The 26,068-nt window shown below is 66.3% G+C and carries 24 protein-coding genes; 15 read left to right on the top strand and 9 right to left on the bottom strand.

Annotation, left to right across the window (positions count from 1 at the left end):
* Window positions 1-136: 136 nt before the first annotated feature.
* From zwf to eda, 3 genes are read left to right on the top strand one after another with little or no spacing between them, the layout of a single operon-like run.
* The gene (gene zwf / locus B6S44_RS20960; protein WP_129158783.1) at window positions 137-1,645 is read left to right on the top strand and encodes a glucose-6-phosphate dehydrogenase; all 1,509 of its coding nucleotides are present in this window, start codon (window positions 137-139) and stop codon (window positions 1,643-1,645) included.
* Window positions 1,642-2,331, top strand: a complete 690-nt coding sequence (gene pgl / locus B6S44_RS20955) for a 6-phosphogluconolactonase (RefSeq protein ID WP_129158782.1) — start codon at window positions 1,642-1,644, stop codon at window positions 2,329-2,331. Before zwf ends, pgl begins: the two co-directional genes overlap by 4 nt.
* A gap of 25 nt (window positions 2,332-2,356) precedes the next feature.
* Complete coding sequence (gene eda / locus B6S44_RS20950) at window positions 2,357-3,001, top strand: bifunctional 4-hydroxy-2-oxoglutarate aldolase/2-dehydro-3-deoxy-phosphogluconate aldolase (RefSeq protein WP_129158781.1); 645 nt, start codon at window positions 2,357-2,359, stop codon at window positions 2,999-3,001.
* On the opposite strand, the gene B6S44_RS20945 is transcribed toward eda, so the two are convergent.
* Window positions 2,998-3,561, bottom strand: coding sequence for a DUF2239 family protein (locus B6S44_RS20945; RefSeq protein WP_129158780.1), 564 nt, complete (start codon window positions 3,559-3,561; stop codon window positions 2,998-3,000). The two genes, eda and B6S44_RS20945, sit on opposite strands and share 4 nt — an antisense overlap.
* A 97-nt stretch (window positions 3,562-3,658) precedes the next feature.
* Between B6S44_RS20945 and B6S44_RS20940 the strand changes: the two genes are divergently transcribed.
* Entirely contained in the window at window positions 3,659-3,994 is a 336-nt protein-coding gene (locus B6S44_RS20940) for a GIY-YIG nuclease family protein (protein ID WP_129158779.1), read from the top strand.
* 76 nt (window positions 3,995-4,070) lie between these two features.
* Here B6S44_RS20940 and B6S44_RS20935 read toward each other — a convergent pair whose 3' ends face one another.
* From B6S44_RS20935 to B6S44_RS20925, 3 genes are all read right to left on the bottom strand, one after another.
* The gene (locus B6S44_RS20935; protein ID WP_129158778.1) at window positions 4,071-5,540 is read right to left on the bottom strand and encodes a hypothetical protein; all 1,470 of its coding nucleotides are present in this window, start codon (window positions 5,538-5,540) and stop codon (window positions 4,071-4,073) included.
* 203 nt (window positions 5,541-5,743) lie between these two features.
* The gene (locus tag B6S44_RS20930; RefSeq protein WP_129158777.1) at window positions 5,744-6,847 is read right to left on the bottom strand and encodes an NAD(P)/FAD-dependent oxidoreductase; all 1,104 of its coding nucleotides are present in this window, start codon (window positions 6,845-6,847) and stop codon (window positions 5,744-5,746) included.
* Window positions 6,844-8,019: a M20 aminoacylase family protein gene (locus tag B6S44_RS20925; RefSeq protein ID WP_129158776.1), complete on the bottom strand. Its 1,176-nt coding sequence runs from the start codon at window positions 8,017-8,019 to the stop codon at window positions 6,844-6,846. Before B6S44_RS20925 ends, B6S44_RS20930 begins: the two co-directional genes overlap by 4 nt.
* Window positions 8,020-8,223: 204 nt before the next feature.
* Here B6S44_RS20925 and B6S44_RS20920 point away from each other — a divergent pair, with 204 nt between their 5' ends.
* Window positions 8,224-9,174, top strand: a complete 951-nt coding sequence (locus B6S44_RS20920; RefSeq protein WP_129158775.1) for a phosphoribosylaminoimidazolesuccinocarboxamide synthase — start codon at window positions 8,224-8,226, stop codon at window positions 9,172-9,174.
* Window positions 9,175-9,243: 69 nt separating this feature from the next.
* Here the strand turns inward: B6S44_RS20920 and groL are convergent, their stop codons facing one another.
* Entirely contained in the window at window positions 9,244-10,881 is a 1,638-nt protein-coding gene (groL, locus tag B6S44_RS20915; RefSeq protein ID WP_129158774.1) for a chaperonin GroEL, read from the bottom strand.
* Window positions 10,882-11,232: 351 nt separating this feature from the next.
* Between groL and B6S44_RS20910 the strand changes: the two genes are divergently transcribed.
* The gene (locus tag B6S44_RS20910; RefSeq protein ID WP_129158773.1) at window positions 11,233-11,502 is read left to right on the top strand and encodes an usg protein; all 270 of its coding nucleotides are present in this window, start codon (window positions 11,233-11,235) and stop codon (window positions 11,500-11,502) included.
* A 72-nt stretch (window positions 11,503-11,574) separates the two neighbouring features.
* On the opposite strand, the gene B6S44_RS20905 is transcribed toward B6S44_RS20910, so the two are convergent.
* The 3 genes from B6S44_RS20905 to B6S44_RS20895 all read right to left on the bottom strand — a co-directional run bounded on the left by B6S44_RS20905 (window position 11,575) and on the right by B6S44_RS20895 (window position 14,246).
* The gene (locus B6S44_RS20905) at window positions 11,575-12,525 is read right to left on the bottom strand and encodes a Bug family tripartite tricarboxylate transporter substrate binding protein (RefSeq protein ID WP_206735197.1); all 951 of its coding nucleotides are present in this window, start codon (window positions 12,523-12,525) and stop codon (window positions 11,575-11,577) included.
* Window positions 12,526-12,592: 67 nt separating this feature from the next.
* Window positions 12,593-12,901 carry an AtuA-related protein gene (locus B6S44_RS20900; RefSeq protein WP_129158771.1) on the bottom strand — a complete coding sequence of 103 codons (309 nt, stop codon included), beginning with the start codon at window positions 12,899-12,901 and terminating at the stop codon, window positions 12,593-12,595.
* Window position 12,902: 1 nt separating this feature from the next.
* Complete coding sequence (locus B6S44_RS20895) at window positions 12,903-14,246, bottom strand: acyclic terpene utilization AtuA family protein (protein ID WP_129158770.1); 1,344 nt, start codon at window positions 14,244-14,246, stop codon at window positions 12,903-12,905.
* Between the two features lie 83 nt (window positions 14,247-14,329).
* Between B6S44_RS20895 and B6S44_RS20890 the strand changes: the two genes are divergently transcribed.
* Both B6S44_RS20890 and B6S44_RS20885 read left to right on the top strand, forming a co-directional pair.
* Entirely contained in the window at window positions 14,330-15,226 is an 897-nt protein-coding gene (locus B6S44_RS20890) for a LysR family transcriptional regulator (protein ID WP_129158769.1), read from the top strand.
* Between the two features lie 88 nt (window positions 15,227-15,314).
* Window positions 15,315-15,953 (top strand): hypothetical protein, encoded by a 639-nt coding sequence (locus B6S44_RS20885; RefSeq protein WP_129158768.1) that lies wholly within the window; start codon window positions 15,315-15,317, stop codon window positions 15,951-15,953.
* Between the two features lie 54 nt (window positions 15,954-16,007).
* Here B6S44_RS20885 and B6S44_RS20880 read toward each other — a convergent pair whose 3' ends face one another.
* Window positions 16,008-16,976, bottom strand: a complete 969-nt coding sequence (locus B6S44_RS20880) for a threonine ammonia-lyase (protein ID WP_129158767.1) — start codon at window positions 16,974-16,976, stop codon at window positions 16,008-16,010.
* Window positions 16,977-17,127: 151 nt separating this feature from the next.
* Here B6S44_RS20880 and argE point away from each other — a divergent pair, with 151 nt between their 5' ends.
* The 7 genes from argE to B6S44_RS20845 all read left to right on the top strand — a co-directional run bounded on the left by argE (window position 17,128) and on the right by B6S44_RS20845 (window position 26,027).
* Window positions 17,128-18,276, top strand: coding sequence for an acetylornithine deacetylase (gene argE / locus B6S44_RS20875; protein ID WP_248309672.1), 1,149 nt, complete (start codon window positions 17,128-17,130; stop codon window positions 18,274-18,276).
* A gap of 236 nt (window positions 18,277-18,512) precedes the next feature.
* Complete coding sequence (locus B6S44_RS20870) at window positions 18,513-20,102, top strand: ABC transporter substrate-binding protein (protein ID WP_129158766.1); 1,590 nt, start codon at window positions 18,513-18,515, stop codon at window positions 20,100-20,102.
* 214 nt (window positions 20,103-20,316) lie between these two features.
* Entirely contained in the window at window positions 20,317-21,297 is a 981-nt protein-coding gene (locus B6S44_RS20865; RefSeq protein ID WP_057187942.1) for an ABC transporter permease, read from the top strand.
* Between the two features lie 8 nt (window positions 21,298-21,305).
* Window positions 21,306-22,253 (top strand): ABC transporter permease, encoded by a 948-nt coding sequence (locus tag B6S44_RS20860; protein ID WP_129158765.1) that lies wholly within the window; start codon window positions 21,306-21,308, stop codon window positions 22,251-22,253.
* A 157-nt stretch (window positions 22,254-22,410) separates the two neighbouring features.
* Complete coding sequence (locus B6S44_RS20855; protein WP_129158764.1) at window positions 22,411-24,012, top strand: ABC transporter substrate-binding protein; 1,602 nt, start codon at window positions 22,411-22,413, stop codon at window positions 24,010-24,012.
* 76 nt (window positions 24,013-24,088) lie between these two features.
* The gene (locus B6S44_RS20850) at window positions 24,089-25,072 is read left to right on the top strand and encodes an ABC transporter permease (RefSeq protein ID WP_129158763.1); all 984 of its coding nucleotides are present in this window, start codon (window positions 24,089-24,091) and stop codon (window positions 25,070-25,072) included.
* A gap of 7 nt (window positions 25,073-25,079) precedes the next feature.
* Complete coding sequence (locus B6S44_RS20845; RefSeq protein ID WP_129158762.1) at window positions 25,080-26,027, top strand: ABC transporter permease; 948 nt, start codon at window positions 25,080-25,082, stop codon at window positions 26,025-26,027.
* The last annotated feature ends 41 nt before the right edge of the window (window positions 26,028-26,068 follow it).

The following is a 26,068-nucleotide window of genomic DNA, read 5'->3' as shown; positions in this document are numbered from 1 at the left end:
CGTTTGGCAAGCTGCCGGCTTGGTCGCATTGTCGTCGCAGGATTCGGTTCGACTGGCGCGCTTTCCGATCGACCGGAATGGATCGATCGACGAGAATTCGCGCCGACTCGTGTCGGCCGATCAGGAGTATGTCGTCATGGATGCCATCGCCGAACGCCTGCTGAAGCCGGAGGCCGCGCCTGAGCGCACGCCGGTTCCGCCCTTCGACCTGGTGATCTTCGGCGCCGGTGGCGACCTCGCTTTGCGCAAGCTCTTCCCGGCGCTGGCCCAGCGCAACGAGGAAGGCGTGCTGCCGGAGGAGAGCCGCATCATCGGCATCGTCCGCAAGCAGGAGGATGTCGAGGGCATCCCCAACGAGATCGCCGCCAAGCTCGCCGCCGCCGGCCTGTCGCAGGAGCGCATCGCCGCCTTCCGCCGCCGCCTCACCATGGTGCTGCTCGATGCGGTCAAGCCCGAGACCTATGGCGCGCTGAAGGAGGCGCTCGGCGATTCCCAGCGCGTGCGCTCCTTCTATCTCTCGACGCCGCCGGACCTTTTCATCCCGATCTGCGAGAACCTGGCGAACTCCGGCATCCTGACGCCGACCTCGCGCGTCATCCTGGAGAAGCCGCTCGGGCGCGACCTCGCCTCGGCGCGCGAGATCAACGACGCCGTCGCCCGCATCCTGCCGGAGAGCCGGACCTACCGGATCGACCATTATCTCGGCAAGGAGACGGTGCAGAACCTGCTCGTCTTACGCTTCGCCAACACGCTGTTCGAGCGCTCCTGGTCGAGCCGCGACATCGACAATGTCCAGATCACGGTGGCCGAGACGGTCGGGCTCGAATCCCGCGCCGGCTATTACGACAAGGCCGGCCATCTGCGCGACATGGTGCAGAACCATGTGCTGCAATTGCTCTGCCTGTTCGCGATCGAGCCGCCGAACCAGCTCGAGGCCGACGCCGTCCGCGACGAGAAGGTCAGGGTGCTGAAGGCGCTCAGGCCGATCGTCGGCCCGGACGTGCAGCGCATGACCGTGCGTGGCCAGTACGGGCCGGGCGTCATCGACGGCCAGCGCGTCAAGGGCTACTCCGAGGAGCTCGGCCATCTCAGCGGGACGGAGACCTTCGTCGCGATCCGCTGCGAGCTCGACACCTGGCGTTGGGCTGGCGTGCCGATCTATCTGCGTACCGGCAAGCGCATGGCGCAGCGCTATTCCGAGATCGCCGTCACCTTCAAGCCGGTGCCGCATTCGATCTTCGGCCGCGCTCCCGGCTGCGAGGAGCTCTATGCCAATCGTCTTGTCATCCGGCTCCAGCCCAATGATGGCGTGCAATTGCAGCTGATGATGAAAGTGCCGGGCTCCGGCAAGCTCAAGGTCGTGCCGCGCCAGCTCGACCTGCGCTACGAGACCGCCTTCGACGTGCGCACGCCAGATGCCTATGAGCGGTTGCTCACCGACGTGATCCGCGGCGACCAGACCCTGTTCATGCGCCGCGACGAGGTCGAGCAGGCCTGGAGCTGGATCGACCCGATCCTTGCCGGCTGGCAGGAATACTACCCGCAGCCGCACCGCTACGCCGCCGGCTCCTGGGGACCCTCGCAGGCGATCGGGCTGATCGAGCGCGAGAGCCGCTCCTGGGCCGATCCGGAGTTTACGGAATGAGCGCGGCCGGCCCGCTGGTCCGTCATCGCTTCGAGACGCTGGCCGACGCCTCCGAGGCGCTGGCCGAGGCGGTCGCGGTCAGGCTGCGTGCGCTCGTCGCCGCGCAGGGCAGGGCGCTCGTCGCCCTGCCGGGTGGGACGACGCCTGCGCGGTTCCTCGCGGCGCTCGGTGCGCATGACCTGCCCTGGGAGAGCATCACGCTGATGCCGACCGACGAGCGCTTCGTCGCCCCTGGCGACCAGGCCTCGAACGAACGCATGATCCGCGCAGCCTTCGCCCCGTTGCGCGACGGGCGGAGCCCCTTCGTCTCCTTCCATAATGCCGGGGATGACCTCGCCGTCGCAGCCGCCAGCCTCGACCGCGTGCTGAAGGGCCTGCCGGCGCTCGATATCGTCGTCAGCGGCATGGGCGCGGATGGCCATGTCGCTTCGCTCTTCCCCGGCGAGACGGCGGCACTGACCGCGCCGGCTTCCGTGCACGCCGTCGCCGCGAGCCCGCCTGACCTGCCGCCGCGGCTCTCGCTGTCGCCGGCACGATTGCAGGGCGCTGGCCATGTCGCCTTGCTGATCTCGGGGCAGGAGAAGGAGCGCGTGCTGGCATCGGCGGTCGAGATGCCCGGGGCGTTTCCGGTCGGCCTGCTGCTCGCCCGTCCGCAAGGGCTCGACGTCTACTGGGCCAAGGCGTAAGCGAGGCGCGAAAGGAATTCTGCCGATGTCGATTGCTCCCGAGATCGCCCGCCTCAAGGCTTGCGGCGTCGTACCCGTCGTTGTGATCGACGAGGCCGAGATCGCCGTGCCACTGGCGGAAGCTCTGCTCGCCGGCGGCATCGACGTGATCGAGATCACGCTGCGCCGTCCCGCCGCGATGGCAGCGCTCGAGGTCGTCGCAAAGAAGGTGCCCGGCATCCTGCCCGTCGCCGGCACGGTGGTGACCCCGGCCCAGGCGGCCGAGGTCCACAATGCCGGCGCGCTAGCCGTGGTCAGCCCGGGCTTCACCGAGAGCGTCGACGAGGCCATGCGCAAGACCGGTTTGCCCTGGCTGCCGGGTGTCGCCACCGCCTCCGACTGCATGCGCGCCGTCTCGGCCGGTCGCCTCACCTGCAAGTTCTTCCCGGCCGAGCAGGCTGGCGGTGTTGCCGGCCTCAAGGCGCTGTCAGGCCCGTTTCCGCAGATGCAATTCTGCCCGACCGGCGGCGTCTCGCTCGCCAATCTCGGCAGTTACCTCGCCCTGCCGCAGGTGATCTGCGTCGGCGGCTCCTGGCTCGTCCCGGCCGACGCGGTGAAGAACCGCGACTGGGCGCAGGTGACGAAGCTCTCGCGGGAAGCGCGCGAGAAGGTCGCCGAGCTGCGCGGCTAATCCTCGCTACGAACCCCGCTCCAGGCCAGCTCCTGCGCATAGGTGCGGATGTCGGCCGGCCAGCCTGCGGCCTGCCGGAAGAAGCCGATCTCGTCATTGGCGAAGAGCGCACGCGTCGCCTCCTCGAAACTCGGCAGATTGCCGGCGAGCGCGCTCATGAAGCGATAGGCCGCCTCGCGGGCGATGCGCCCTTGCGTCTCGCCGCGATCGCCGCGCCTGGCCTCGTCGATCAGGCGCCGCAGCGCCTGCGAGGCGCCGCCCGGCTGGGCCAACAGCCATTCCCAATGTCGCGGCAGCAAGGTCACCTCACGCGCGACGACGCCGAGCTTTGGCCGGCCGCGTCCACGGGCTTCGCCGCTGAGGCGCGCGACGACCTCGGCTGGCGTGCCGCGCAGATCGAGGTCAACCACCCGGCCGGTCGCGTCGTCGAAGGTCAGTACAGCCGCTTCCGGGCGCTCGGCCAAACGCTGCTGCACGGCAAGCGCGACCTCGGCCAGGCGGCCGCGGGCCAGGATGGTGTTGCCGTCGAAGGCGGTTGAGAGATGGTCGGCGTCGGGCATGATCGTTTCCTGAGTGAGGCAATAAAATACCCGGATAAAAATACTTGAGTCAATATTGCCCGGGTGATATTTGCAGCGCCTCAACAAGGAGGGCGCGATGCGTCACGAGGACAGGAGGGCCGTCGTCGCGGCCTATAAGGAACGCAAGGTCGTGGCCGGCATCTATCTGGTGCGTTGCCTTGCGAGCGGCGAGCGCTGGGCCGGGCAAGCGCCGGATCTTTCGACCATCCGGAACCGCGTCTGGTTCACGCTGCGCCATGGCAGTCACCGCCAGCACAGCCTGCAGACAGCCTGGACTGCACATGGCGAGGCCGCCTTCGCCTTCGAGGAGATCGAGCAGCTCGACGAGAAGGCGCTCGAAGCCGGCCGCGAGCGCGTCATGAAGGCGCGGCAGGCGCATTGGTGCGCGGAGCTGGGGGCGGAAGCGGTGTGACCCGCCACCGTCACGGCCGGGGGGCTTGCGGGCCGGGTCGTGATCGAGACGTCCGCCGTTGCCGGCGAGGGCACGGTCAGCTGCCTACGGGCCTGATGCGATACAGGATGAAGCGGGAACTCGATGCGACCGGCTCCAGAAGCGGAGTGCGCAAGGCCTCGCCTTTGGGATTGATCAGAAGCAGATAGTTGAAGTCGCGCGTCCAGTTCCTGACATAGGCGAGCTCCTCAGGAGGAGCGGTGCCGTTCGCATAGGCCTGGAGCAAGCTCCAGGGGATCGCTGCGCCTTCAAGCAATTTCAGGTGCTGGGCCGATGGATGGGGCCTGAGAGGCTGCTTGCCGGGGGAGGTGAAGAGGGTCGGCACGAATGCGTCGCGCGTATGCACGGCGAGCGTCGCGGCATGGTACATCGGATAGTCGAGGAGATCGGAGGGCGGATCCTCCTCCTGTCCGAGGCCAGCCGGAAGCAGGCGCGATCCAGATGGCATGAGTTCGAACGCAGCGGTCAGACCCTGATATTCGCTCCGGTAGCTCAACTGCACGAAGATCGCGAAGCTGGCGTTGATCAGACAGGCCAGGACGAGCGTTGTGCGGAATATCTCGGCGATCCGCTCGCGCGGGAAGCGGGCGGCGGAGAAGGCCGGAAGGATCAGCAGCGTCGCGAGCAGGACGCGGCCATCGACGAAGGCCGTGTCGAAGAGCCTGAACGGCAACACCAGGAAAAGCAGTGCGAAGCCTGCAGCCAGCCATGGTCCGGGGCCGACCAGGCGAAGCCAGCCGCGCAGGAAGGCGAGACAGAGCGGAACCGCGAGGAGGAGCGTCGGAACCAGCGAGAATTCGCGGCTCCATCCGTTCAACATGCTCAGCCAGTAGAGTTTGGCGCCTGCCGACCAGATCGTGCCGGTGCCGCCGATCGAGCCCCCGCCTGCGCCGGCCAGGAGCGCAACCGCGATCGCCGGTGCCGCCATGCCGCCCCAGAGGATGGCGATGCGGCGCGGCGGCGGCAGGCCCTGCCTCAAGCGCCAGAGCTCGATTAGGCCGATGGCAAAGCCGTAGATGCCCAGAACGAAGAGGTGAGCGAAATAGAGGATCGTGACTGCAATCGCATGCACGGCTAGGCGCAGGCCGAGCGGGCGATTTGCTAGCCGCACCCAGATCGCCAGGGCAAAGAGCGCAAGGCCGAGGGCGAACTCGAAATTCACGAAGCCGAAGGCGAACGGCATCGCATAAAGCAGCAGGCAGGCGATGATACCAGCCGTCATCGTCCCGCCGCCGGCCGCCGCCGCGAGGGCGGCCGTGCCGCCGACGATCAGGATTTGCGAGACGAGGTAGAACAGTTTGGTCGCCGCTTCGACACCGATCCAGCGAGCCACAGGCGGAACGATGACGTCCATGGCGAGATTGGGATAGGGCGCCCACGCGATCTGATAGAGCGGATGCTCCAGCGCCGTGCCTGCCCGGGCCAGGATCGACATGCGGGCAAGGTGGTTCGGGTAGTCCACCATCGCCGGGATGTCGACGAGCAGGACCGGCAGCAGGCAAAACATCGTCAGGCACGCCAGCGCGGCCAGGTTCGCACGCGATGGCGACGCAGAGGTCACGCGAGAAGGGGCCGAGACGGCGGGGCCGGGCATATGCGCACGCTGAAATCGAGGAAGTGCGGCACCAGAATACGCCGGAACCGTATACATCTCGTTTGGCCGCTACCGCGCGATTCCTCTCCGCTCGGTCACTTCTGGTCGAACGGGCTCTAGCGCAGCCGCTCCACCACGATGTCTGCGATCGCGAGCGAACTCGTCAGGCCGGGGCTTTCGATGCCGAGCAGGTTGACCAGCCCGGGCACGCCATGCACCGCCGGCCCGTCGATGCGGAAATCCACGATCGGCTCGGTCGGCCCATGCAGCTTCGGCCGGATGCCGGCATAGTCGGCGACGAGCGCGCCGTCGGGCAGGCCCGGCCAATAGGTCCGGATCGCCGCATAGAACTTTTCGGCGCGGGCGGGGTCTACGACCAGATCCTGATCGTCGTCTACCCATTCGACATCGGGCCCGAACTTGACGCGGCCGGCCATGTCGATGGTGGCGTGGATGCCTAAGCCCGCCGCTTCCGGCACGGGATAGACCAGATGGCTGAAGGGCTGCTTGCCGAGCAGCGAGAAGTAGTTGCCCTTGGCGAAATACTGCTTCGGCACAAGCTCGGCCGGAAAGCCGTCGAGCTTGCCGAGCAGGCGCGGCGCAGTATGGCCGGCGGAGTTCACCACGGTGTTGACGGTGTAGCTCGCAGGGTCGTCGCCGCCGAAATCGACGCTGAAGCCATCCGCCTCGCGTCGCCATGCGATAATCGGCGTGTTCAGCGCCAGCGAGCCACCGGCGGCCTCGCATTCGCCGAACAGCGACAGCATCAGCGCGTGGCTGTCGACCGTGCCGGTCTCGGGCGAGAGCAGGGCGATCTCGCAGGTCACCTCCGGCTCCAGCGCCTTCGCTTCAACGCCATCGAGCCAGCGCACCGAGGTCACGCCCGAAGCCTGCGCGCGGTTCGCGATCGTCTCCAGCGCCGGCCGCTGGCCGGCATGGGTGCCGACGATCAGCTTGCCGCAGGCCTTGTGCGGCAGGCCGCGCTCGCGAAGGTAGGCGTAGAGGAGCTTGCGCCCTTCGACGCAGACCCGCGCCTTCAGCGAGCCCGGTGGATAGTAGATGCCGGCATGGATGACCTCGCTGTTGCGGGCCGAGGTCTGGGTGCCGATGCCGTCGGCGGCCTCGGCGATCACGACCTCGCGGCCGGCGAGCGCAAGCGCGCGCGCCGTCGCGAGGCCGACGACGCCGGCCCCGATGACCAGGCAGTCGATATCGCTCATGCAGCGCGCTGCGGCATCGCCATTTCGACCAGGCTCGCCCAGTAGGTCATGCCGACCGGGATCGCCTTGTCGTTGAACTCATAGGCGGGGTGGTGCAGCCCGGCGGAATCGCCATTGCCCATGAAGATATAGGCGCCCGGACGCTCCTCCAGCATGAAGGAGAAGTCCTCCGAGCCCATGGTCGGCGGCACGGTGGTGTCGATCGCTTCCTTGCCGAAGGTGCTCTTGGTCGCGCTGGTGACGAAGTCGGTCTGGCCGGCATGGTTGAAGGTAACCGGATAGCCGCGGTCGTATTCCAGCGTGAAGGTCAGGCCGAAGGCCTGGCAGGTGCCGGTGACGATCTCGCGCAGGCGCTTCTCGGCGAGGTCGCGCATTTCGGTCGAGAGCGTGCGGACCGTGCCCTTGATCTCGACATGCTGCGGGATGACGTTGAAAGCCGTGCCTGCCTGCAGCGCCGTCACCGAGACGACGAGGGAATCGAGCGGGTCGGCATTGCGCGAGGCGATGGTCTGCAGCGCGGTGACGAGCTGGCAGGCGGCGACAAGCGGGTCGATCGTCTCGTTCGGCTTGGCGGCATGGCCGCCGCGGCCTTCGAGCTTGAGCAGGAACTTGTCGGCGGCCGCCATCATCGGCCCCTTGCGGATGGCGAACTGGCCGATCGGCAGGCCCGGCATGTTGTGCAGGCCATAGACCTCCTGCACGCCGAAGCGCTCCATCATGCCATCGGCGCACATCTCGCGGCCGCCGCCGCCGCCTTCTTCGGCCGGCTGGAAGATGACGATCGCGGTGCCGTCGAAATCACGGGTGTCGGCCAGGTACTTGGCGGCCCCTAGCAGCATGGCGGTGTGACCGTCATGGCCGCAGGCGTGCATCTTGCCCGCCACGGTCGAACGGTGCTCGAGATTGGTCTCTTCGTGGATCGGCAGCGCGTCCATGTCGGCGCGCAGGCCGATGACCTTGCCCGAGCCCTGGCCCTTGCCCTTGATCACGCCGACGACGCCGGTGCGCCCGATGCCGGTGACGACCTCGTCGACGCCCCATTCCTTCAGCTTGTCGGCGACGATGCCGGCGGTGCGCTGCACGTCGAAGAGCAGCTCGGGATGGCGGTGGAAATCGCGGCGGATCGCGCTGATCTCGGGTTCTATCGCGGCGATGAGATCGGATTTGGGCATGGTGTCCTCGGCAGGTCGCGGCTTTGCAACAAACGGGTTTGGCAGAAAACGGGTTGCCAGCCGCGCAAGCTAGCGCGGAGCCGGGCGTCCTGTCCAAGCCGATTGCGGCATGAGGGGGCGGAGGCTGGCGAATGCGTCGCGCCCTCCTGTCCACATCGCTGCGAAAGGGTTAAGAGCGGCGATCCCGACCTGACGAGTGCTGCGATGTCCGAGGCCAACACCATCCGCGATGTCACGATCCCGGAGCTGCCGAACCATTATCGCGGCAAGGTCCGCGAGAATTACGATTTGCCGGATGGGCGCCGCATCATCATCGCGACCGACCGGCTCAGCGCCTTCGACCGCGCCATCGCCTGCATCCCGTTCAAGGGCCAGGTGCTGACGCAGACGGCGCGCTTCTGCTTCGAGCAGACGGCGGACATCTGCCCCAACCACGTGCTCGACTATCCCGATCCCAATGTCGTGGTCGGGCAGCGGCTCGACATCCTGCCGGTCGAGATCGTGGTGCGCGGCTATCTCGCCGGCACCACCGGCACCTCGATCCTGACCATGTACAAGCAGGGCCAGCGCGAGATGTACGGCGCCCGCTTCCCCGATGGTTTGCGCGACAACGAGGCCTTGCCGCAGGCGATCATCACCCCGACCAGCAAGGCCTTCGACGGCGGCCATGACGAGCCGCTCTCGCCTGCCGAGATCCTGGAGCAGGGGCTGCTGACCAAGGCGCAGTGGGAGACGCTGTCGGATTACGCACAGGCGCTGTTCGCCCGCGGCCAGAAGCTCGCCGCCGAACGTGGGCTGATCCTCGCCGACACGAAGTATGAGTTCGGCACTGATCCCGAGGGCAGGATCATCCTGGCCGACGAGATCCATACCCCCGATTCGAGCCGCTACTGGTTCGCCGGAAGCTATCCCGAGCGCTTCGCGAATGGCGAAAAGCCGGAGAGCTTCGACAAGGATTTCGTGCGCAACTGGGTGGCGGCGCGCTGCGACCCCTATAACGAGCCGATCCCCGCGATCCCGGACGAATTGATCGAGCAGACCTCGCAGGTCTATATCCGCGCCTTCGAGACGATCACCGGCAAGGCCTTCGAGCGGCCGGCCGCCGATGTGGCGCCGCTGGAACGGATCAGGCGGAACCTGGCGCGTTATTTCTGACCTGATGAGGACTCAGGTCCGGGAGCCGCCGAAGCGCCGTCGCCGGGCCGGGTCCGTTGCGGGAAAGCGTCAGAAATCCATGCCGCCCATGCCGCCACCACCCATGGGAGGCATCGGGGCGTCCTTCTTGGGTGCCTCGACGATCAGGGCCTCGGTGGTGATCAATAGGCCAGCGATCGAAGCCGCATCCTGGAGTGCGGTGCGCACCACCTTGGCGGGATCGATCACGCCGTTCGCGACGAGGTCCTGATATTTGCCGGTCTGGGCGTTGTAGCCATAGGCGTAATCCTTCGACTCGAGCAGCTTGCCGACCACGACCGAGCCGTCCTCGCCGGCGTTCTCGATGATCTGCTTGGCCGGGGCCAGGAGCGCGCGCCGCACGATCTCGACGCCGGTCCGCTGGTCAGCATTGGCCGGCTTGACGTCGGCGAGCGCCTTCAGCGCCCTGAGCAGGGCAACGCCGCCGCCCGGCAGGATGCCTTCCTCCACCGCGGCGCGGGTGGCATGCATGGCATCGTCGACGCGGTCCTTCCTTTCCTTGACCTCGACTTCGGTCGCGCCGCCGACGCGGATCACCGCGACGCCGCCGGCGAGCTTGGCCAGGCGCTCCTGCAGCTTCTCGCGGTCGTAGTCCGAGGTGGTGTCCTCGATCTGCGCCTTGATCTGCGCGACCCGAGCCTGGATCTGCTTCTTTGATCCGGCGCCGTCGACAATGGTGGTGTGCTCCTTGTCGATCATGACCTTCTTCGCGCGGCCGAGCATGTCGAGAGTAACGGTCTCAAGCTTGATGCCGAGATCCTCGCTGATGGCCGTGCCACCAGTCAGGATCGCGAGGTCCTCGAGCATGGCTTTACGGCGGTCGCCGAAGCCCGGAGCTTTGACGGCCGCAATTTTGAGGCCGCTACGGAGCTTGTTGACGACGAGCGTGGCGAGCGCCTCGCCCTCGACGTCCTCGGCGATGATCAGCAGCGGCTTGCCGGTCTGCACCACGGCTTCGAGGATCGGCAGCATCGCCTGCAGCGACGACAGCTTCTTCTCGTGAACCAGGACATAGGCGTCCTCCAGCTCGGCCCGCATTTTTTCGGCGTCGGTGATGAAGTAGGGCGAGAGGTAGCCGCGGTCGAACTGCATGCCCTCGACGACGTCGAGCTCGATGGCCAGCGATTTCGCTTCCTCGACGGTGATGACGCCCTCGTTGCCGACTTTTTTCATCGCAGCAGCAATCATTTGCCCGATCTCGGTGTCGCCATTGGCCGAGATGGTGCCGACCTGCGCGACTTCCGCGTTCGAGGTGACCTTCTTCGCGTTCTTCTTGAGGTCCGCCACGGCGGCCTCGACAGCGAGGTCGATGCCGCGCTTCAGGTCCATCGGGTTCATGCCGGCAGCGACGGCCTTGGCGCCCTCGCGCACGATCGCATGGGCGAGCACGGTCGCGGTGGTGGTGCCGTCGCCAGCGGCGTCGTGCTGCTTCGAGGCGACTTCGCGCACCATCTGGGCGCCCATGTTCTCGAACTTATCGGAAAGCTCGATCTCCCTGGCGACGGCGACGCCGTCCTTGGTGATGCGGGGAGCGCCGAACGACTTCTCGATCACGACGTTGCGGCCCTTGGGACCGAGCGTGACCTTGACGGCGTTGGCGAGGATCTCGACGCCGCGCAGCATCTTCTCGCGGGCTTCCGACGAAAATCGCAGTTCCTTGGCAGCCATGATCCGATCCTCCTGGTCGGGGATGAAATGGCGCGGCACTCGGTCATGATGCCGGTGCGGCGATCTTCGTGCCTGGTGATGTCGGGATGATGGTGATGTCCTTAGGCTTTCCCTGGTTCCTTGCCGTTCGCATGTCCGACGGGGGCCGCTCGGCCCGCGGTGAGATGAGTATACCACCCAGACGCTGTACCCTCGAAGATACAGCCTGTCCCGCCCTTGCGCCCGCGAGATTGGTGGCGCCCACGCCGGTTTAGTGCTAAGATACTGGAAATATTGTGAAACGGCAATTTTTTCGTTGCCGGGCCGTTGACTTGGCGCTGCGATCTTTCGCCAGCAGTCACGGAGCAGAAAATGGCCTCGTCCGACTTCGCGCGCCAGCTCGCCGGCTATGGTCTGACCACCGCCGACATCCTCTACCGCCTGCCGGACCATCCCTCGATCCTGCAGGAGTATATCTGGCAGGATTACGATCTGGCGCCGTCTTTCCCGGAGTTGAAGCGCTTCCTCGCCTTCTGGCAGAGGTCGCTCGAAGGCAAGCTCTTCCGCGTCATCGTGAGTCATCACGGCCTGATCGGCCCGGCGGACCTGCGGGCGATCTCCTGCGAATTCAGGCTGCAGTGACAAGGCGGCGATCCACCTCGCGCAGCCGGAGCCGGCGGGGGCCGGCGCCGGCTTCGGTGTTCGCTCGGCGCTTCACTCCGGCTGGATGCCAGCCGCCTTGACGATATCGGCCCATTTTTTGATCTCGACCGGCACGAAGGCCTTGAGCTCGTCCGGCGTGCTGGTTTCCGGCTCGATGCCGGCGGCGAGCAGCCGCTCCTGTGTCGTCTTGTCGTTGAGTGCGGCGACAAAGGCCTGGTTGAGCTTGTCGATGACCGGGCGCGGCGTCTTCGCCGGAGCGAAGGCGGCGAACCAGGCTGCGAGGTCGTAGCCGGCGACTCCGGCCTCCGCCATGGTCGGCAGGTCAGGCGCGAGCGCGCTGCGCTTGGCGGTCGAGACGGCGAGCCCGTTGACCTTGCCCGCCTTGATCTGCGGCAGCGTCGTCGAGATGTCGGCGAAGACGATCGAGATCTGGCCGCCGAGCAGATCGGTGATCGCCTGCGGGTTGCTGCGATAGGGCACATAGGTGAGGTCCAGCCCGGCGAGCGACTTCAGCATCTCGCCGGCGATGCGCGACGAGCTCGAGCCGGCGCCGAAGGTGAGCTTGCCCGGATTGGCCTTGGCGTAGGCGATGAGCTCCCGCACCGTCTTTGCCGGCACGGACTGGTGGGTTGCGAGCGCCAGCGTGATCGTGCCGAGCTTGCCGACCGGCTCGAAATCCTTGACTGCGTCATAGGGCACGCTCTTGAGCAGGCTCTGATTGGCGCCATGGGTGGTGTTGGTGGTGATCAGCAGGGTGTGGCCGTCGGGATCGGCCCGGACGACGTTCTGCGCCGCGATGATGCCGCTGGCGCCGGGGAGGTTCTCGACCACGATCGGCCGGCCGAGAGTTCTCGAGAGATGCTCGCCGAGAATGCGCGCCAGCGCGTCGGTCGCGCTGCCGGCGGCGAAGGGCACGACGAACTTGATGTTCTTGGCCGGGAAGTCCTGCGCTGCCGCCGGCAGGGCAAGGCCTGTCGCGAGCATCGCGGCCGTCGAGAGCATCCACCGTCTCGTCTTCATCATCGTCTCCTCCATTGTCGTGATCATCGCCCGCTTCACGCGGAGTTCTTCAGTCGTCGGGAAGGTCGAGATCGAGCAGGGCCGAGCTCAGGCTCTTGCCGTGGGTATCGAGAATAAGGGAGCGGGTGACACCGCCGCCGAGCGCCTGGCGCATGACGAAATTGAGGGCGCCCAGGCTCGGCACCTCGTAGCGCGTGACTTCGCCGGCGACGAGCGTGCCGAAATGCGCGCCGACGCGCTCGGCCGTGACCTCGCGCGCGAGCCGCGGATAGTCGGCGGGATCGAAGGCGATGAGCGCAATGCTGGAGGTGTTGCCCTTGTCCCCGGTGCGGGCATGGGCGATCTGGCGCAGCTTCATCTCAGCTCTCCAGAATGTGCACGGCGGGAACGACCTGCTCGCGTGGCAGATAGGTCGAGAGCACGCCGAGCACCTCGCGCACCGAGGTCGTGACACCGCCGCCACCGGCCGGGCCGTTGGTGTAGAGCGTCTCGACCTCGCGGCCGATGCGCTGGGCCTCGGCCCGGTTTGCGGTGCGGCCGGCGATGCGGGCCCGAACTTCGTAGGGCTCCTGGCCGCCACGGGCCGAGAGCGTCTCGCCATGCAGGGCATTCACGCCGATCAGGTCGAAGCGCAACTCGCTGGTGGCGACGCCGGTCAGCGCCAGCCGCTCGCGCACGATCGCGAGCGCGAGCTCGCCGCGCGCCCTTGCGCCCGGGCCGGCATAGGAAATCTGGCCTTCGCCGGTGAAGCCTTCCGCGATGCCGAGCGAGACCTTGAGCTGTTCAGGCCGCATCCGGCCGCTTGCGCCCTCGATGCGCACCCGGTCCGGCCCGATCTGCGTAACGCGAGCCTGCGAGAAGTCGGCGGTGACGTCGGGGGTGAGATAGCGGGCCGGATCGTGCAGTTCGTAGAGGATCTGCTCCTTGCAGGTCGCCGGCGTGACCTGGCCGCCCGAGCCCTCGACCTTGGTGACGACGACGCTGCCGTCCTCCGAGGCCTCGCCGATCGGGAAGCCGAGGCGTGCGAGGCCGGCGATATCCTTGAAGCCGGGGTCGGCGAAATAGCCGCCGGTGACCTGGCCGGCGCATTCGAGCAGATGACCGATCAGCGTCGCCTGGCCGAGCCGGTGCCAGTCGTCGAAGGACCAGCCGAACCCGTGGACGAGCGGTCCGACGAAGAGCGACGGGTCGGCGGCGCGGCCGGTGATGACGATGTCGGCGCCTTCGGCCAACGCCGCGGCGATCGGTTCTGCGCCGATATAGGCGTTGGCCGAGACCAGGCTGTCGCCGAGCGCGGAAATCGGACCGCCGCTCTCTTCGATCGCGAGTTCGCTGCCGGCGATGGCCGCAACCACGTCGTCGCCGGTCACGGCGGCGATCCTGAGACCGGGAAAGCCGAGCTCACGGGCGATGCCGGCGGCCTGTTCGGCGGCGGCCAGCGGATTGGCCGCGCCCATATTGGTCACGATGCGGGTGCCGGCGCGCCGGCAGGGTGCCAGAACGGCTCTGAGCCGCTCGCCGAGCAAGGGGTCGAAGCCACCAGCCGGGTTCTTGCGGCGCGCCTGCTGGGCCAGTGCGATCGTGCGCTCGGCCAGGCACTCGAACACGAGATAATCGAGCGCGCCCTTCTCAGCGAGTTCGAGCGCCGGCTCGATCCTGTCGCCGGCATATCCCGCGCCTGCCCCGATCCGCACCGTTTTCATGCGTCCTCCCGTGCTGACATCAGGAGCAGGGTCAAATTGATTAAACAATTGAAATTATTGGATATCAGTAATAGTCATAAATTATGAATCTCGATGTCGGGCAGCTGCGAGCCTTCGTCACGATCGCCCATAGCGGCAGCTTCACCCGCGCGGCGGCGAGCCTGAACCTGTCGCAGCCGGCGCTCACCGTTCAGATTCGGAAACTGGAAGAGGCGCTTGGCGTGCGCCTGTTCGACCGCAACACCCGCGTGGTTGCGCTGACCCGCAACGGTGCCGAGCTCTTGCCGACGCTCGGCCGCATCCTGCGCGATCTCGACGGCGTGCTCGCCGAGACGCGCCAGCTCTCGACCATGCAGCGCGGCATCGTCAGGCTCGCCGTGCTGCCGTCCTTCGCATCGGGTATGCTGCCGGAAATCATCGCTGATTTTCGCACGAGCCATCCGGGCGTCGGCTTTGTGGTCCGCGACGTGATCGCGAGCGGCGTCGCCGAGCTGGTCGCCAGCGGCGAGGCCGATCTCGGCCTGACCGGCGGCGCGGTCTCGAATGCCGACCTCGAAATCCTGCTGCACGGTAGCGACCGGATGCACGCGGTCTATCCGAAAGACCACCCGCTCGCCCGGCTGGCGAAGATCGGGATCGCCGATCTGGCAAGGCACCCGCTCGTGCTCATGGATGCTGCGACCAGCGTCCGGCAGGTGGTCGATCGCGCCTTCGCCGAAACCGGCACGGTGCCGCTCGTCGGTGCAGAGGTGACCTACATGTCGAGTGCCGTCGGCATGGTGCGTGCCGGTTTGGGGGTCGCCATCCTGCCGGGCGCGGCCATGGAGGTCCGGGCCGAGCGCAGCCTGCGCTCGCAGCCGATCGAGGGCGATGGCTTCGTTCGCCCGATCGCGGTGGTGAAGCGTCGCGGCCGGACCCTGCCGCCGGCGAGCGAGCGCTTCCTGGCCGAGCTCAAGCGAATGCTCGCAGCCGAGAGATGATCTCTTCAGTCGGGCGGCTCTCGCCTTGGAACAGCCAAAGAGTCCGCGCGTTGATGCGTGACGATCCTTTCTCGAATGGGAGGCCGCCATGCGCCGCCTGATCGTTCTCGCCGCTTCTTTCGTCCCCTTGCTGGTTTTCGCCGCCAATGACGTCTCGGCGCAGATCAGCGGCAGTGCCTTCCCCGGTGGCGGTGTCCGCGCGGGCGGCGGCGCTCCGAGCGGTGGCGGCGGTCCTGCGCTGTCTGGTCGCAGCTTCGGCGGCGGCAATCGCGTCGGAGTTGGAGGCGGCTTTGGCGGTAATCGCGCCGGCCTCGGAGGGGGAAGCTATGGCTATCGCGGCAGCGCCTACCGCGGCGGCGCGGGCTGGGGCTACCGGTCCAACCGCTGGGATGGCAGCGGCTATTACGGACGTCCGGGTTACGCCCGGCGCGGCTATTATGGCGGTGGCTGGGGATGGGGCGCGGGAGGCCTGGCCGCCGGTGCCATCATCGGGGGCGCTGCGGCTTATCCCTATTATTACGGCACGCCCTATTATGAAGAGCCGCCCCCCTATTACCCCCGGCGATACTATGCCGAGCCCTACTATGCGGCTCCGGCCTCTTCAGGCATCGGCAACTATTGCCAGACGCCCGTCCGCACCTGCCAGCTGATCAATCCGGCCGATCTCGGCGCTGGTTGCTCTTGCCGCGTCGCGGGTGGACGGGCTCGCGGCAGCGTCATTCCGTAGCTGAAGCGTGAAGCCGGAGGGCGCGCCTCGGTCGGTGCTCCCGCGCAGGTCGGCTCAGAGCCCGAATTCCTGGCGCCAGCGCTCGATGTCGTCGAGCGCGACGTTCGAGCCGCACAGCACCAGCGCGACGCGCTCGCCGGGCTTGAACTGGTCCTTGCGCGCCATGGCGGCGGCGACCGTGCAGGACGCGGCCGGCTCGAGCAGGACGCGCCCGTTCTGCAGGACCCAGACCAACTCGCGGACCGCTTCGGCGTCGGGCACGACGATGATCTCCTCGAGGAACTGGCGCGCGGCCGCCATGGTCCGCTCGGTCGCGAAGGGAGCGCCGAGCGTGCGGGCGATCGAGGTCGGGCGGATCGGCACCGGCTTTCCGGCTGCGAGCGCCTGCGTCATCGTGGTGGCGCCCTCTGTCTCGACGCCATGGATGCGCACGGCCGGGTCGAGCCCTTTCAGCGCTGCGCCGACGCCGGCCGAGAAGCCGCCGCCGCCGATCGAAATGAAGACATGGTCGACCCGCCCGCCGGCATCGGCCGCGAGTTCGAGGCCGACGGTGCCATGGCCCGCGATGATCGCGGGGTCGTCATAGGAGTGGACATGGGTCATGCCCTTGCCCTCGTACTTCTCCGCCTTGGAGAAGGCAGCGAGTGCATCCTCGCAGAGCTCGACTTCGCCGCCCGCTTCCTGCGTCAGGCGGATATTGAGCGGTGCGACGTTCTTCGGCATCAGCACCAGCGCCTTGATGCCGAGCATGCTGGCGACCAGCGAGACGGCAATGGCGTGGTTGCCACCGGAGACCGTAACGACGCCGCGTGCCCTCTCGGCTTCGGAGAGGCCGAGCAGCTTGTTGTAGCAGCCGCGCACCTTGAACGAGCCGGCGAGTTGCAGGCTCTCGACCTTGACCACGGTCTCGACGCCGAGCCTGGCCGAGAGGCCGGCGCTCAGGAAGGTCGGGGTCCGCCTGACCTTGCCGGCGATGCGGACGGCGGCGGCCTGGATGTCGGCGAGGGTGACGTCGAAGGACATGGCGGACTCACGGGATTCTTGCTTGGCCGGCACATGAGCGCGTCGGGCGCAGCCCGGTCAAGCGCCCGATGCCGATTGACGACAGACGGTGCGTGCTTAGCCTGCCGGCACGGTTCATGCCTGTCGACCAGCTCATCGGAGATTTTTACCCGTGCGTTATTCCCCCAAGGAGATGCTGGCCAAGCTGGTGTCGTTCAACACCGAGTCCTGGCGCAGCAATCTCGAGCTGATTCATTTCTGCCGCGATTACCTCGCTGCGCATGGCGTCGAGAGCACGATCGTGCCGAGCCCCGACGGCGAGAAGGCCAATCTCTACGCGACCGTCGGGCCGCAGGCCGCCGGCGGCATCGTCCTCTCCGGCCATACCGACGTGGTGCCGGTCGAGGGCCAGGACTGGAGTTCCGATCCGTGGACGCTGACCGAGCGCGACGGCAAGCTCTATGGCCGCGGCAGCTGCGACATGAAGGGCTTCGACGCGATCGCGCTGGCGCTGGTGCCGGAGATGCTTGAGGCCGGGCTGAAGCGGCCCTTCCACATCGCGCTCTCTTATGACGAGGAGGTCGGCTGCATCGGCGCTGCGATCATGATCGATGCGATGGCGGAGGCGGGCTTGAAGCCGTCCGCGGTGATCGTCGGCGAGCCCTCGATGATGCAGGTCGTCACCGGCCACAAGGGTGGCACCCGCATGAAGACGACGGTGCGCGGCCATGCCGTGCATTCGAGCCGCGTCGATATCGGCGTGCCCGCGGTCATGGTCGCCGGCAAGCTGATCGCTTGGCATGACGACGTCATGCAGGAGAACAAGGCGAAGGCGCAGCCCGGCATCGCGTTCGAGCCGCCTTATTCGACGCTGCATGTCGGTGTCGTCGCTGGCGGCACGGCGGTCAACATCACCGCCGAGCATGCCAGCTTCAGCCACGAGGTCCGGGTGATGCCGGGCGACGATACCGACTATGTCGCGCGCTACCGAGCCAAGATCGCCGAGCTGGAGGCGCCGATGAAGGCGATCGCGCCCGAGACCGGCATCACCATGGAGATCACCTCCCAGACGCCGCCGCTGGCACCGGAGAAGGAGGGTGCCGCCGAGACGCTGTCCCGGCGCGTCACTGGCGACAATGCCAACCACGTCGTCGCCTACGGTACCGAGGGCGGCCTGTTCCAGGCGGCGGGCTGGTCGACCGTGGTCTGCGGCCCCGGCGACATCGCCCAGGCGCATCAGCCGGACGAGTTCCTCACCGTGGCTCAGCTCGACGCCGGGACGGCGTTCGTCCGCGCGCTGATCGCGGAGCTGGCCCGCTGACCACGCAAAGCGGGGCGCTTCATTGCGGGCCTTTGATGCGTCCTTCGCAGCTTCGTGCGTTGCATTAGTAAGATTCGCAACAAAGTTCGATCTGGAACGAAGTCGATCGGACGCACTGGACGCGGGCTTCGAACCGTCATTAATCTGCCGCCTTCGTCGGTGTGCCGCCAAAATAAGCAGGCAGCCGGCACCGCTCCTGGGGAGGAGTGGTTTCAACCAATCGGGAGCAGTCTCACATGTCGTTCAAGACCCATTGCCTGGCAGCCGTGGCGGCCCTGGCCTTGATGTGCGGGGCTGGACAAGCCCAGACCTTGCGATACGCCAACCAGGGCGAGCTCAAGTCGCTCGATCCCTACACCGTCAACGAAACCACGACGAACGCCCATCTCGGCCATCCCTATGAAGGCCTGACGGCGCGCGGCAAGGATCTCAAGATCGAGCCGGCCCTCGCCGAGAAGTGGGAAGTGTCCGACGACGGCCTGAAATGGCGCTTCTTCCTGCGCAAGGGCGTCAAGTTCCATGACGGCTCGGACTTCACCGCCGATGACGTGCTCTTCTCGGCCGAGCGCGTTCGCGCCACGGGCTCGAACTTCACCACCCGCATCCCGACCAGCGCCAAGTTCGTCAAGGTCGACGACCATACGATCGACGTCGTCCTGACCGCGCCGAATCCGATCCTGAATGCGCAGTGGGACACCTGGTACATCATGTCGAAGAAGTGGGCGGAGGCGAACAACGCCGTCGCCCCGACCCCTGCGGCCGCGACCACCCCGAGCCATGCCTCGCTCAACGCCAACGGCACCGGTCCCTACAAGATCGAGAGCCATCAGCCGGGCGTGAAGACCGTCTTCAAGCTCAACGAGGGCTACTGGAAGAAGATCGAAGGCAACATCAAGGAGATCATCTTCACGCCGATCTCCTCGGACGCGACCCGCGTCGCCGCGCTGCTCTCCGGCGAGGTCGACGTGATCGAGCCGGTTCCGATCCAGGACATCCAGCGCGTCAACGCCGCGGGCAATGCCCAGGTTCTGACCGGGCCGGAATTGCGCACCATCTTCCTCGGCTTCGACCAGACCCGTGACGAGCTGCTGGAATCGAGCGTCAAGGGCAAGAATCCCTTCAAGGACGTCAAGGTCCGCCAGGCCTTCTACCAGGCGATCGACATCGAGACGATCAAGAGCCGCGTCATGCGCGGGCTCTCGACCCCGTCGCCGCTGATGATCGCGCCGGAGCTGTTCCCGACTGCCGGCTTCACTCGCGCCAAGTTCGACGCCGAAGCCTCCAAGAAGCTGCTCGCCGAGGCCGGCTATCCGAACGGCTTCGAGCTCGGCATGGACTGCCCGAACGACCGCTACGTCAATGACGGCCAGATCTGCCAGGCCGTGGTCGGCATGCTCGCCCGCATCGGCGTCAAGGTCAGCCTCAACGCCCAGCCCAAGGCGCAGTATTTCGCCAAGGTGCTGAAGCCCGGCGGCTACAAGACCTCGTTCTACCTGCTCGGCTGGACCCCCGGCACCTTCGACAGCCACAATGTCCTTTATGACATCCTCGGCTGCCGCGATGTCGCCGGCTCCTCGCGTGGCGAGTCGAACCTCGGCAACTACTGCAACAAGAAGGTCGACGAGCTGACCGATAAGATCCTGGTCGAGTCGGACACCGCCAAGCGCAACGCGATGATCGGCGAGGCCTACAAGATGACCGTCGACGAGTTCTCCTACATCCCGCTCCACCAGCAGGCTCTGGCCTGGGGTGTCTCGAAGAAGGTGAAGCTCGCTCAGCGCGCCGACAATTCGGTGCTGCTCTACTACGCCACCAAGGAGCAGTGAGGGCCTGTAGGGCGCGCGGGCGAAGAGCTCACGCGCCCTTTCTCTATCTGCGGAATAGAGCCGGTCCTGATCAGCTTGCGTCGCAAGCCGATCGGTAAAACGATCTCTATTATGGTTGGAGACGGTTTCACCGATCAGGTTGATTTAACCTGATCGGACCCGGCTCCAGAGGCCGTTCCGTACGAACGGCGTCGGATTCCTTGTAAGGGCGAACATGCTCGCATTTGTGCTGCGCCGGCTGTTCCAGTCGCTGATCGTGATGCTCGCGGTCGCGCTCATCGCCTTCGCCATGTTCCGCTTCGTCGGCGACCCGGTGAACCAGATGGTCGGCGTCGACACGCCGCAGGAGCAGGTCGCGCAGCTGCGCCAGACGCTCGGCCTCGACGAGCCGGTGGTCGTCCAGTTCGCGCGCTATATCTACAACGCCGCACGGCTCGAATTCGGCGTCTCCTACCAGTTCCGCCTGCCGGTGATCTCGCTGCTCGGCGAGCGCGCGCCGGCGACGCTCGAGCTCGCCTTCATGTCGGCGCTGTTCTCATTGCTGGTTGGCATACCCATGGGCGTCTACACGGCGCTGCGCCGCGACAGCTGGCTGGCGAAGATCTTCCAGACGGTCTCGCTCGTCGGCATCAGCCTGCCGACCTTCCTGATCGGCATCCTCCTGATCTACCTGTTCTCGGTGACGCTCGGCTGGCTGCCCTCCTTCGGGCGGGGCGAGGTCGTCAAGATCGGCAACTGGTGGACGACAGGGCTTCTGACCGCCTCGGGCTGGAAGGCGCTCATCCTGCCCTCGATCACGCTCGGCCTGTTCCAGATGACGCTGATCATGCGCCTCGTCCGGGCCGAGATGCTCGAAGTGCTGCGCACCGACTACATCAAGTTCGCCCGCGCCCGCGGCCTCAAGACGAGAGCCATCCATTTCGGCCATGCGCTGAAGAACACGCTGGTGCCGGTCATCACCATCGCCGGCCTGCAACTCGGCTCGATCATCGCCTTCGCCATCATCACCGAGACGGTGTTCCAGTGGCCGGGCATGGGCCTGCTCTTCCTCAAGGCGGTGCAGCAGGTCGATATCCCGATCATGGCGGCCTATCTCATGTTGATCTCCTTCCTGTTCGTCAGCATCAACCTGATCGTCGACCTGCTCTACGCGCTGGTCGATCCGCGCCTGCGCGCGACGATCGGGGCGCATTGAGGTCGGTCATGAGTGTGCAACCCGCTTCCTCCCCGAAAAAGCCGCCCTCCCTCTGGGCCCGCATCCTCGACAGCGACATCCTTGCGAGCTTCCTGCGCTCGAAGGTGACGATGGTCGCGGCCGTCATCGTGCTCGTGATGTTCATTGGCGCCGCCTTCTCGCCCTGGATCGCCCCGACCAATCCGTTCGACCCGGCGACCGTCTTCCTCGCCGACGCCAACATCCCGCCGGCCTGGCAGGATGGCGGCGATCCCAAGTTCATCCTCGGCACGGACGACCAGGGCCGCGATCTCTATTCGGCGATCCTCTACGGCCTGCGCGTCTCACTGATCGTCGGCCTGCTCGGCGTCGCCTTGGCGGCAACGATCGGCATCACGCTCGGCCTGCTTGCCGGCTATCTCGGCGGCCGCGTCGATTCGCTGATCATGCGTATCGCCGACGTGCAGTTGACCTTCCCGGCCATCCTGATCGCCCTTCTGATCGACGGCGTCGTCCGCGGCATCTTCAAGGGCGCGAACCGCGAGGACACCGCCCTCTATGTGCTGGTGATCTCGATCGGGCTCTCCTTCTGGGTGCAATACGCCCGCACCATCCGCGGCTCGACCCTGGTCGAGCGCAACAAGGACTATGTCCAGGCTGCCAGACTCGTCGGCCTGCCGGCGCCGCTGATCATGCTGCGCCATGTCCTGCCGAACGTGATCGGCCCGGTGCTGGTCATCCTGACCATCAACCTCGCGCTCGCTGTGATCACCGAGGCGACGCTCTCTTTCCTCGGCGTCGGCCTGCCGGCGACCCAGCCATCGCTCGGCACGCTGATCTCGATCGGCAATCGCTACCTGTTCTCCGGCGACTGGTGGATCGTCACCTTCCCGGGCGTCACGCTGGCGATCCTGGTGCTTGCCGTGAACCTGCTCGGCGACTGGCTGCGCGACGCCCTCAATCCGAGGCTGCGATGAACAGATTTTGCTGCGCTTGCTGCCTGTTCGCACAGCAAATGCCCGCCGATGTCATGTGTTTTACGCAGATTGGACCCGTGACAGACAAGGGGACGGGTCCTAACATCCGGCGCTTCGGCGGCCGGTCGATCCGGTCGCGACTGGGAGGTCAATTCCGATGAAACCGCGTTATCTTGCGCTTGCCGCCGCACTGTTCGGCGTGTCCGTGCTGGCGCTCGGCGCCGCCGAGGCGAAGCCCGTCAAATGGGCCTCCGCCGGCGATGCGCTGACGATCGATCCGCACGGCCAGAACGAGGGCCTGACGACCTCGGTCAACCAGCACATGTATGAGAGCCTGACCGAGCGCGACCATGCCGGCAAGCTCCACCCGCTGCTGGCTTCGTCCTGGAAGGTGCTGCCGGACGATCCGACCACCTGGGAGTTCAAGCTCCAGGAGGGCGTCAAGTTCCATGACGGCGCGCCCTTCACCGCCGACGACGTGGTGTTCTCCTATGAGCGCGCCATGCAGCCGACCTCGGACTTCAAGGGCTATCTGACCTCGGTCGAAAAGGTCACGAAGGTCGACGACCTGACGGTCCGGATCAAGACCAAGGGCCCGAACCCGCTTTTGGTCAACAACACCTCCTCGATCCGCATCATGAGCAAGGCCTGGGCGGAGAAGAACAACGCCACCAAGGCGCAGGACTTCAAGAACAAGGAAGAGAACTACGCCGTCCGCAACGCCAACGGCACCGGCCCCTTCGTCCTCGTCTCGCGCGAAGCCGACGTGAAGACGGTGATGAAGCGCAACGAGAACTACTGGGCCAAGGCCAAGGTACCGCTCGAAATCACCGAGCTCACCTATGTGCCGATCAAGCAGGACGCGACCCGCATCGCGGCGCTGCTTTCCGGCGAGGTCGATTTCGTCCAGGACGTGCCGGTGCAGGATATCGCCCGGCTGAAGAGCCAGCCGAAGATCCGCGTCACCTCGGGTCCCGAGAACCGCACCATCTTCTTCGGCATGGATGTCGCGTCCAAGGACCTGAAGGGCGACAATGTCGAGGGCAAGAACCCCTTCGCCGACAAGCGCGTCCGCCAGGCGATGAACATGGCGCTCAACCGCTCGGCCATCCAGCGCGTCGTGATGCGCGGCGAGTCGATACCGACCGGCATCATCCTGCCGCCCTTCGCCAATGGCTGGACCAAGGAGCTCGACGCTGCGCCGGCGACCGATGTCGCCAAGGCCAAGGCGTTGCTGGCCGAGGCCGGCTATCCCAACGGCTTCTCGGTGACGCTGCACTGCTCGAACGACCGCTACATCAACGATGAGGGCATCTGCCAGGCGGCGGTCGGCATGTTCGGCCAGATCGGGGTGAAGGTGAACCTGGTCTCGCAGTCGAAGTCGATCCACTTCAACCTGATCCAGAAGAACCCGCCTGAGACCGAGTTCTACCTCGTCGGCTGGGGCGTTCCGACCTTCGACAGCGACTATGTCTTCTCCTACATGTACCACAGCCGCACCGGCTCGCAGGGCAGCTGGAATGCGACCGGCTATTCCGACAAGGATGTCGACGCGCAGATCCAGACGCTCTCCAAGGAGATCGACATCGCCAAACGCGACGCCACCATCGCCAACATCTGGGCGAAGGTGAAGGACGAGACGGTCTACCTGCCGCTCCACCATCAGTCGCTCAGCTACGGCATGAATTCGACCCTCGACATCCCTGTCGACGTCTCGAACAACCCGAAGCTGAAGATGGTTTCGTTCAAGGGCTCGTAGAGCCGGCAATCTGTCGCAGGGGCCGCGCCAAGACGGCCCCTGCGACTTATCGTTCGTATAAGGGGTTCAAGACGCGATGCTCGCCTATATCCTGCGCTCGCTGATGCAGGGGCTGGTGGTGATGCTCGCCGTCGCCTTCATCGCCTTCTCGATGTTCCGTTTCGTCGGCGATCCGGTCGTCAACATGCTCGGCCAGGAGGCGACGCTGCAGGACCGCGCCGAGCTGACTGAGCGGCTCGGCCTCAACGATCCCGTGCCGCTGCAGTTCGCCCGCTTCGTTGCGGACGCAGCGCGGGGCGATTTCGGCATCTCCTATCGCCAGGGCCGCAAGGTCTCCTCGCTGATTCTCGAACGCCTGCCGGCGACGGTCGAGCTCGCCGTGCTTTCGGCGATCTTCGCCTTCGTCACCGGCATCGTCTTCGGTGTCTATGCCGCGATCCGCCGCGACAGCTGGATCGCCAACGTCGTCATGTCCGTCTCCCTGATCGGCGTTTCCCTGCCGACCTTCCTGATCGGCATCGGGCTGATCTATATCTTCGCCGTCGAATTGCGCTGGCTGCCGTCCTTCGGGCGCGGCGACACCGTCCAGATCGGCTGGTGGTCGACCGGGCTGCTGACCGTGAGCGGGCTGAAGTCGCTGGTCATGCCAGTGCTGACGCTCGGCTTCCTGCAGCTCACGCTGGTGATGCGCCTCGTCCGCTCCGAGATGCTCGAGGTGATGCGCGCCGATTTCATCCGCTTCGCCCGCGCCCGCGGCATCCCCGAGCGCAAGATCGAGTTCCGCCATGCCCTGCGCAACACCATGATCCCGGTGATCACCATCGCCGGCGTCCAGCTCGGCGGCGTCATCGCCTTCGCCATCGTCACCGAGACGGTGTTCCAGTGGCCGGGGCTCGGCGCGCTCTTCGTCAACGCCGTGCAGTTCGTCGACGTGCCGGTGATGTCGGCCTATCTGCTCTTCGTCGCCTTCGTCTTCGTGCTGACCTCGCTGCTGGTCGACATCGTCTATGTCGCGCTCGATCCGCGCTTGCGCGGCGGCACACTGGTTCCGGCGAAGTGAGGCTGCGATGACGACAGCTCCACTCCCCACCCCGAAACCGCCGGGCCGCTTCGCCCGGTTCTGGGATTCCGATCTCATCTATTCCTTCCGCTCCTCGCCGATCACGGTGGTGGCGAGCATCATGGCGCTGCTGCTGGTGCTGGCCGCCGTCTTCGCGCCGCTGATCGCGCCATACGACCCGTTCGATCCGTCCTCGCTCGACCTCTCAGACGGCTTCTCGCGGCCGATGCAGCCGAACGAGATCACCGGCAAGGTCTTCTGGCTCGGCTCCGACGGGCAGGGGCGCGACATCTTCTCGGCGATCCTCTACGGCTCGCGCGTCTCGCTGATCGTCGGCGCGGCCTCGGTGCTGTTCTCGCTGGTGCTCGGCGTCGGTCTTGGCCTCGTCGCCGGCTATGTCGGCGGCCGCACCGAGGCGCTGATCATGCGCGTCGCCGACATCCAGCTCTCCTTCCCGGCGATCCTGGTGGCGCTGCTCGTCTTCGGCGTGGCACGCGGTTTGATCGCGCCAGCGGCACAGGAGCAGATGACGCTGCTCGTCCTCGTCATCGCCATCGGCCTGTCGAATTGGGCGCAATATGCCCGCACCGTGCGCGGCTCGACCCTGGTCGAGAAGAACAAGGTCTATGTCGACGCCGCCCGCCTGATCGGCCTCAAGGCCTGGCCGGTGATGCTGAAGCACGTCCTGCCCAATGTCGCCGGTCCCGTCCTGGTCATCGCCACGATCAACCTCGCGCTTGCGGTGATCGAGGAGGCGACGCTCTCCTTCCTCGGTGTCGGCATGCCGCCGACCCAGCCCTCGCTCGGCACGCTGATCCGCTTCGGCCAGCAATACCTGTTCTCCGGCGAGTGGTGGATCCTGCTCTTCCCTTCGCTCGTGCTGATCCTGTTCGCGCTCTCGATCAATCTGTTCGGCGACTGGCTGCGCGATGCTCTCAATCCGAAACTGAGGTGACGATGATACGCTTCTCGTCTTCATTCGTGTCCGCGGAGCTG

Origin of the sequence: Allobosea sp. Tri-44 (assembly GCF_004123845.1) — a bacterium.
Taxonomy (GTDB): Bacteria; Pseudomonadota; Alphaproteobacteria; order Rhizobiales; family Beijerinckiaceae; genus Allobosea.
This window is presented reverse-complemented; position numbering and strand designations above follow the sequence as displayed.

Excerpts from the sequence above, each read along its gene's own strand:
- pgl (WP_129158782.1), top strand. The coding sequence starts at position 1,642 with ATGAGCGCGGCCGGCCCGCTGGTCCGTCATCGCTTCGAGACGCTGGCC.
- groL (WP_129158774.1), bottom strand. The coding sequence starts at position 10,881 with ATGGCTGCCAAGGAACTGCGATTTTCGTCGGAAGCCCGCGAGAAGATG.
- B6S44_RS20920 (WP_129158775.1), top strand. The coding sequence starts at position 8,224 with ATGTCCGAGGCCAACACCATCCGCGATGTCACGATCCCGGAGCTGCCG.
- B6S44_RS20905 (WP_206735197.1), bottom strand. The coding sequence starts at position 12,525 with ATGCTCTCGACGGCCGCGATGCTCGCGACAGGCCTTGCCCTGCCGGCG.
- B6S44_RS20925 (WP_129158776.1), bottom strand. The coding sequence starts at position 8,019 with ATGCCCAAATCCGATCTCATCGCCGCGATAGAACCCGAGATCAGCGCG.
- B6S44_RS20945 (WP_129158780.1), bottom strand. The coding sequence starts at position 3,561 with ATGCCCGACGCCGACCATCTCTCAACCGCCTTCGACGGCAACACCATC.
- B6S44_RS20885 (WP_129158768.1), top strand. The coding sequence starts at position 15,315 with ATGCGCCGCCTGATCGTTCTCGCCGCTTCTTTCGTCCCCTTGCTGGTT.
- B6S44_RS20845 (WP_129158762.1), top strand. The coding sequence starts at position 25,080 with ATGACGACAGCTCCACTCCCCACCCCGAAACCGCCGGGCCGCTTCGCC.
- zwf (WP_129158783.1), top strand. The coding sequence starts at position 137 with ATGGATGCCATCGCCGAACGCCTGCTGAAGCCGGAGGCCGCGCCTGAG.
- B6S44_RS20900 (WP_129158771.1), bottom strand. The coding sequence starts at position 12,901 with ATGAAGCTGCGCCAGATCGCCCATGCCCGCACCGGGGACAAGGGCAAC.
- B6S44_RS20895 (WP_129158770.1), bottom strand. The coding sequence starts at position 14,246 with ATGAAAACGGTGCGGATCGGGGCAGGCGCGGGATATGCCGGCGACAGG.
- B6S44_RS20910 (WP_129158773.1), top strand. The coding sequence starts at position 11,233 with ATGGCCTCGTCCGACTTCGCGCGCCAGCTCGCCGGCTATGGTCTGACC.
- B6S44_RS20860 (WP_129158765.1), top strand. The coding sequence starts at position 21,306 with ATGAGTGTGCAACCCGCTTCCTCCCCGAAAAAGCCGCCCTCCCTCTGG.
- B6S44_RS20930 (WP_129158777.1), bottom strand. The coding sequence starts at position 6,847 with ATGAGCGATATCGACTGCCTGGTCATCGGGGCCGGCGTCGTCGGCCTC.
- B6S44_RS20880 (WP_129158767.1), bottom strand. The coding sequence starts at position 16,976 with ATGTCCTTCGACGTCACCCTCGCCGACATCCAGGCCGCCGCCGTCCGC.
- B6S44_RS20935 (WP_129158778.1), bottom strand. The coding sequence starts at position 5,540 with ATGTTTTGCCTGCTGCCGGTCCTGCTCGTCGACATCCCGGCGATGGTG.
- B6S44_RS20850 (WP_129158763.1), top strand. The coding sequence starts at position 24,089 with ATGCTCGCCTATATCCTGCGCTCGCTGATGCAGGGGCTGGTGGTGATG.
- eda (WP_129158781.1), top strand. The coding sequence starts at position 2,357 with ATGTCGATTGCTCCCGAGATCGCCCGCCTCAAGGCTTGCGGCGTCGTA.
- B6S44_RS20890 (WP_129158769.1), top strand. The coding sequence starts at position 14,330 with ATGAATCTCGATGTCGGGCAGCTGCGAGCCTTCGTCACGATCGCCCAT.
- B6S44_RS20855 (WP_129158764.1), top strand. The coding sequence starts at position 22,411 with ATGAAACCGCGTTATCTTGCGCTTGCCGCCGCACTGTTCGGCGTGTCC.
- B6S44_RS20865 (WP_057187942.1), top strand. The coding sequence starts at position 20,317 with ATGCTCGCATTTGTGCTGCGCCGGCTGTTCCAGTCGCTGATCGTGATG.
- B6S44_RS20940 (WP_129158779.1), top strand. The coding sequence starts at position 3,659 with ATGCGTCACGAGGACAGGAGGGCCGTCGTCGCGGCCTATAAGGAACGC.
- B6S44_RS20870 (WP_129158766.1), top strand. The coding sequence starts at position 18,513 with ATGTCGTTCAAGACCCATTGCCTGGCAGCCGTGGCGGCCCTGGCCTTG.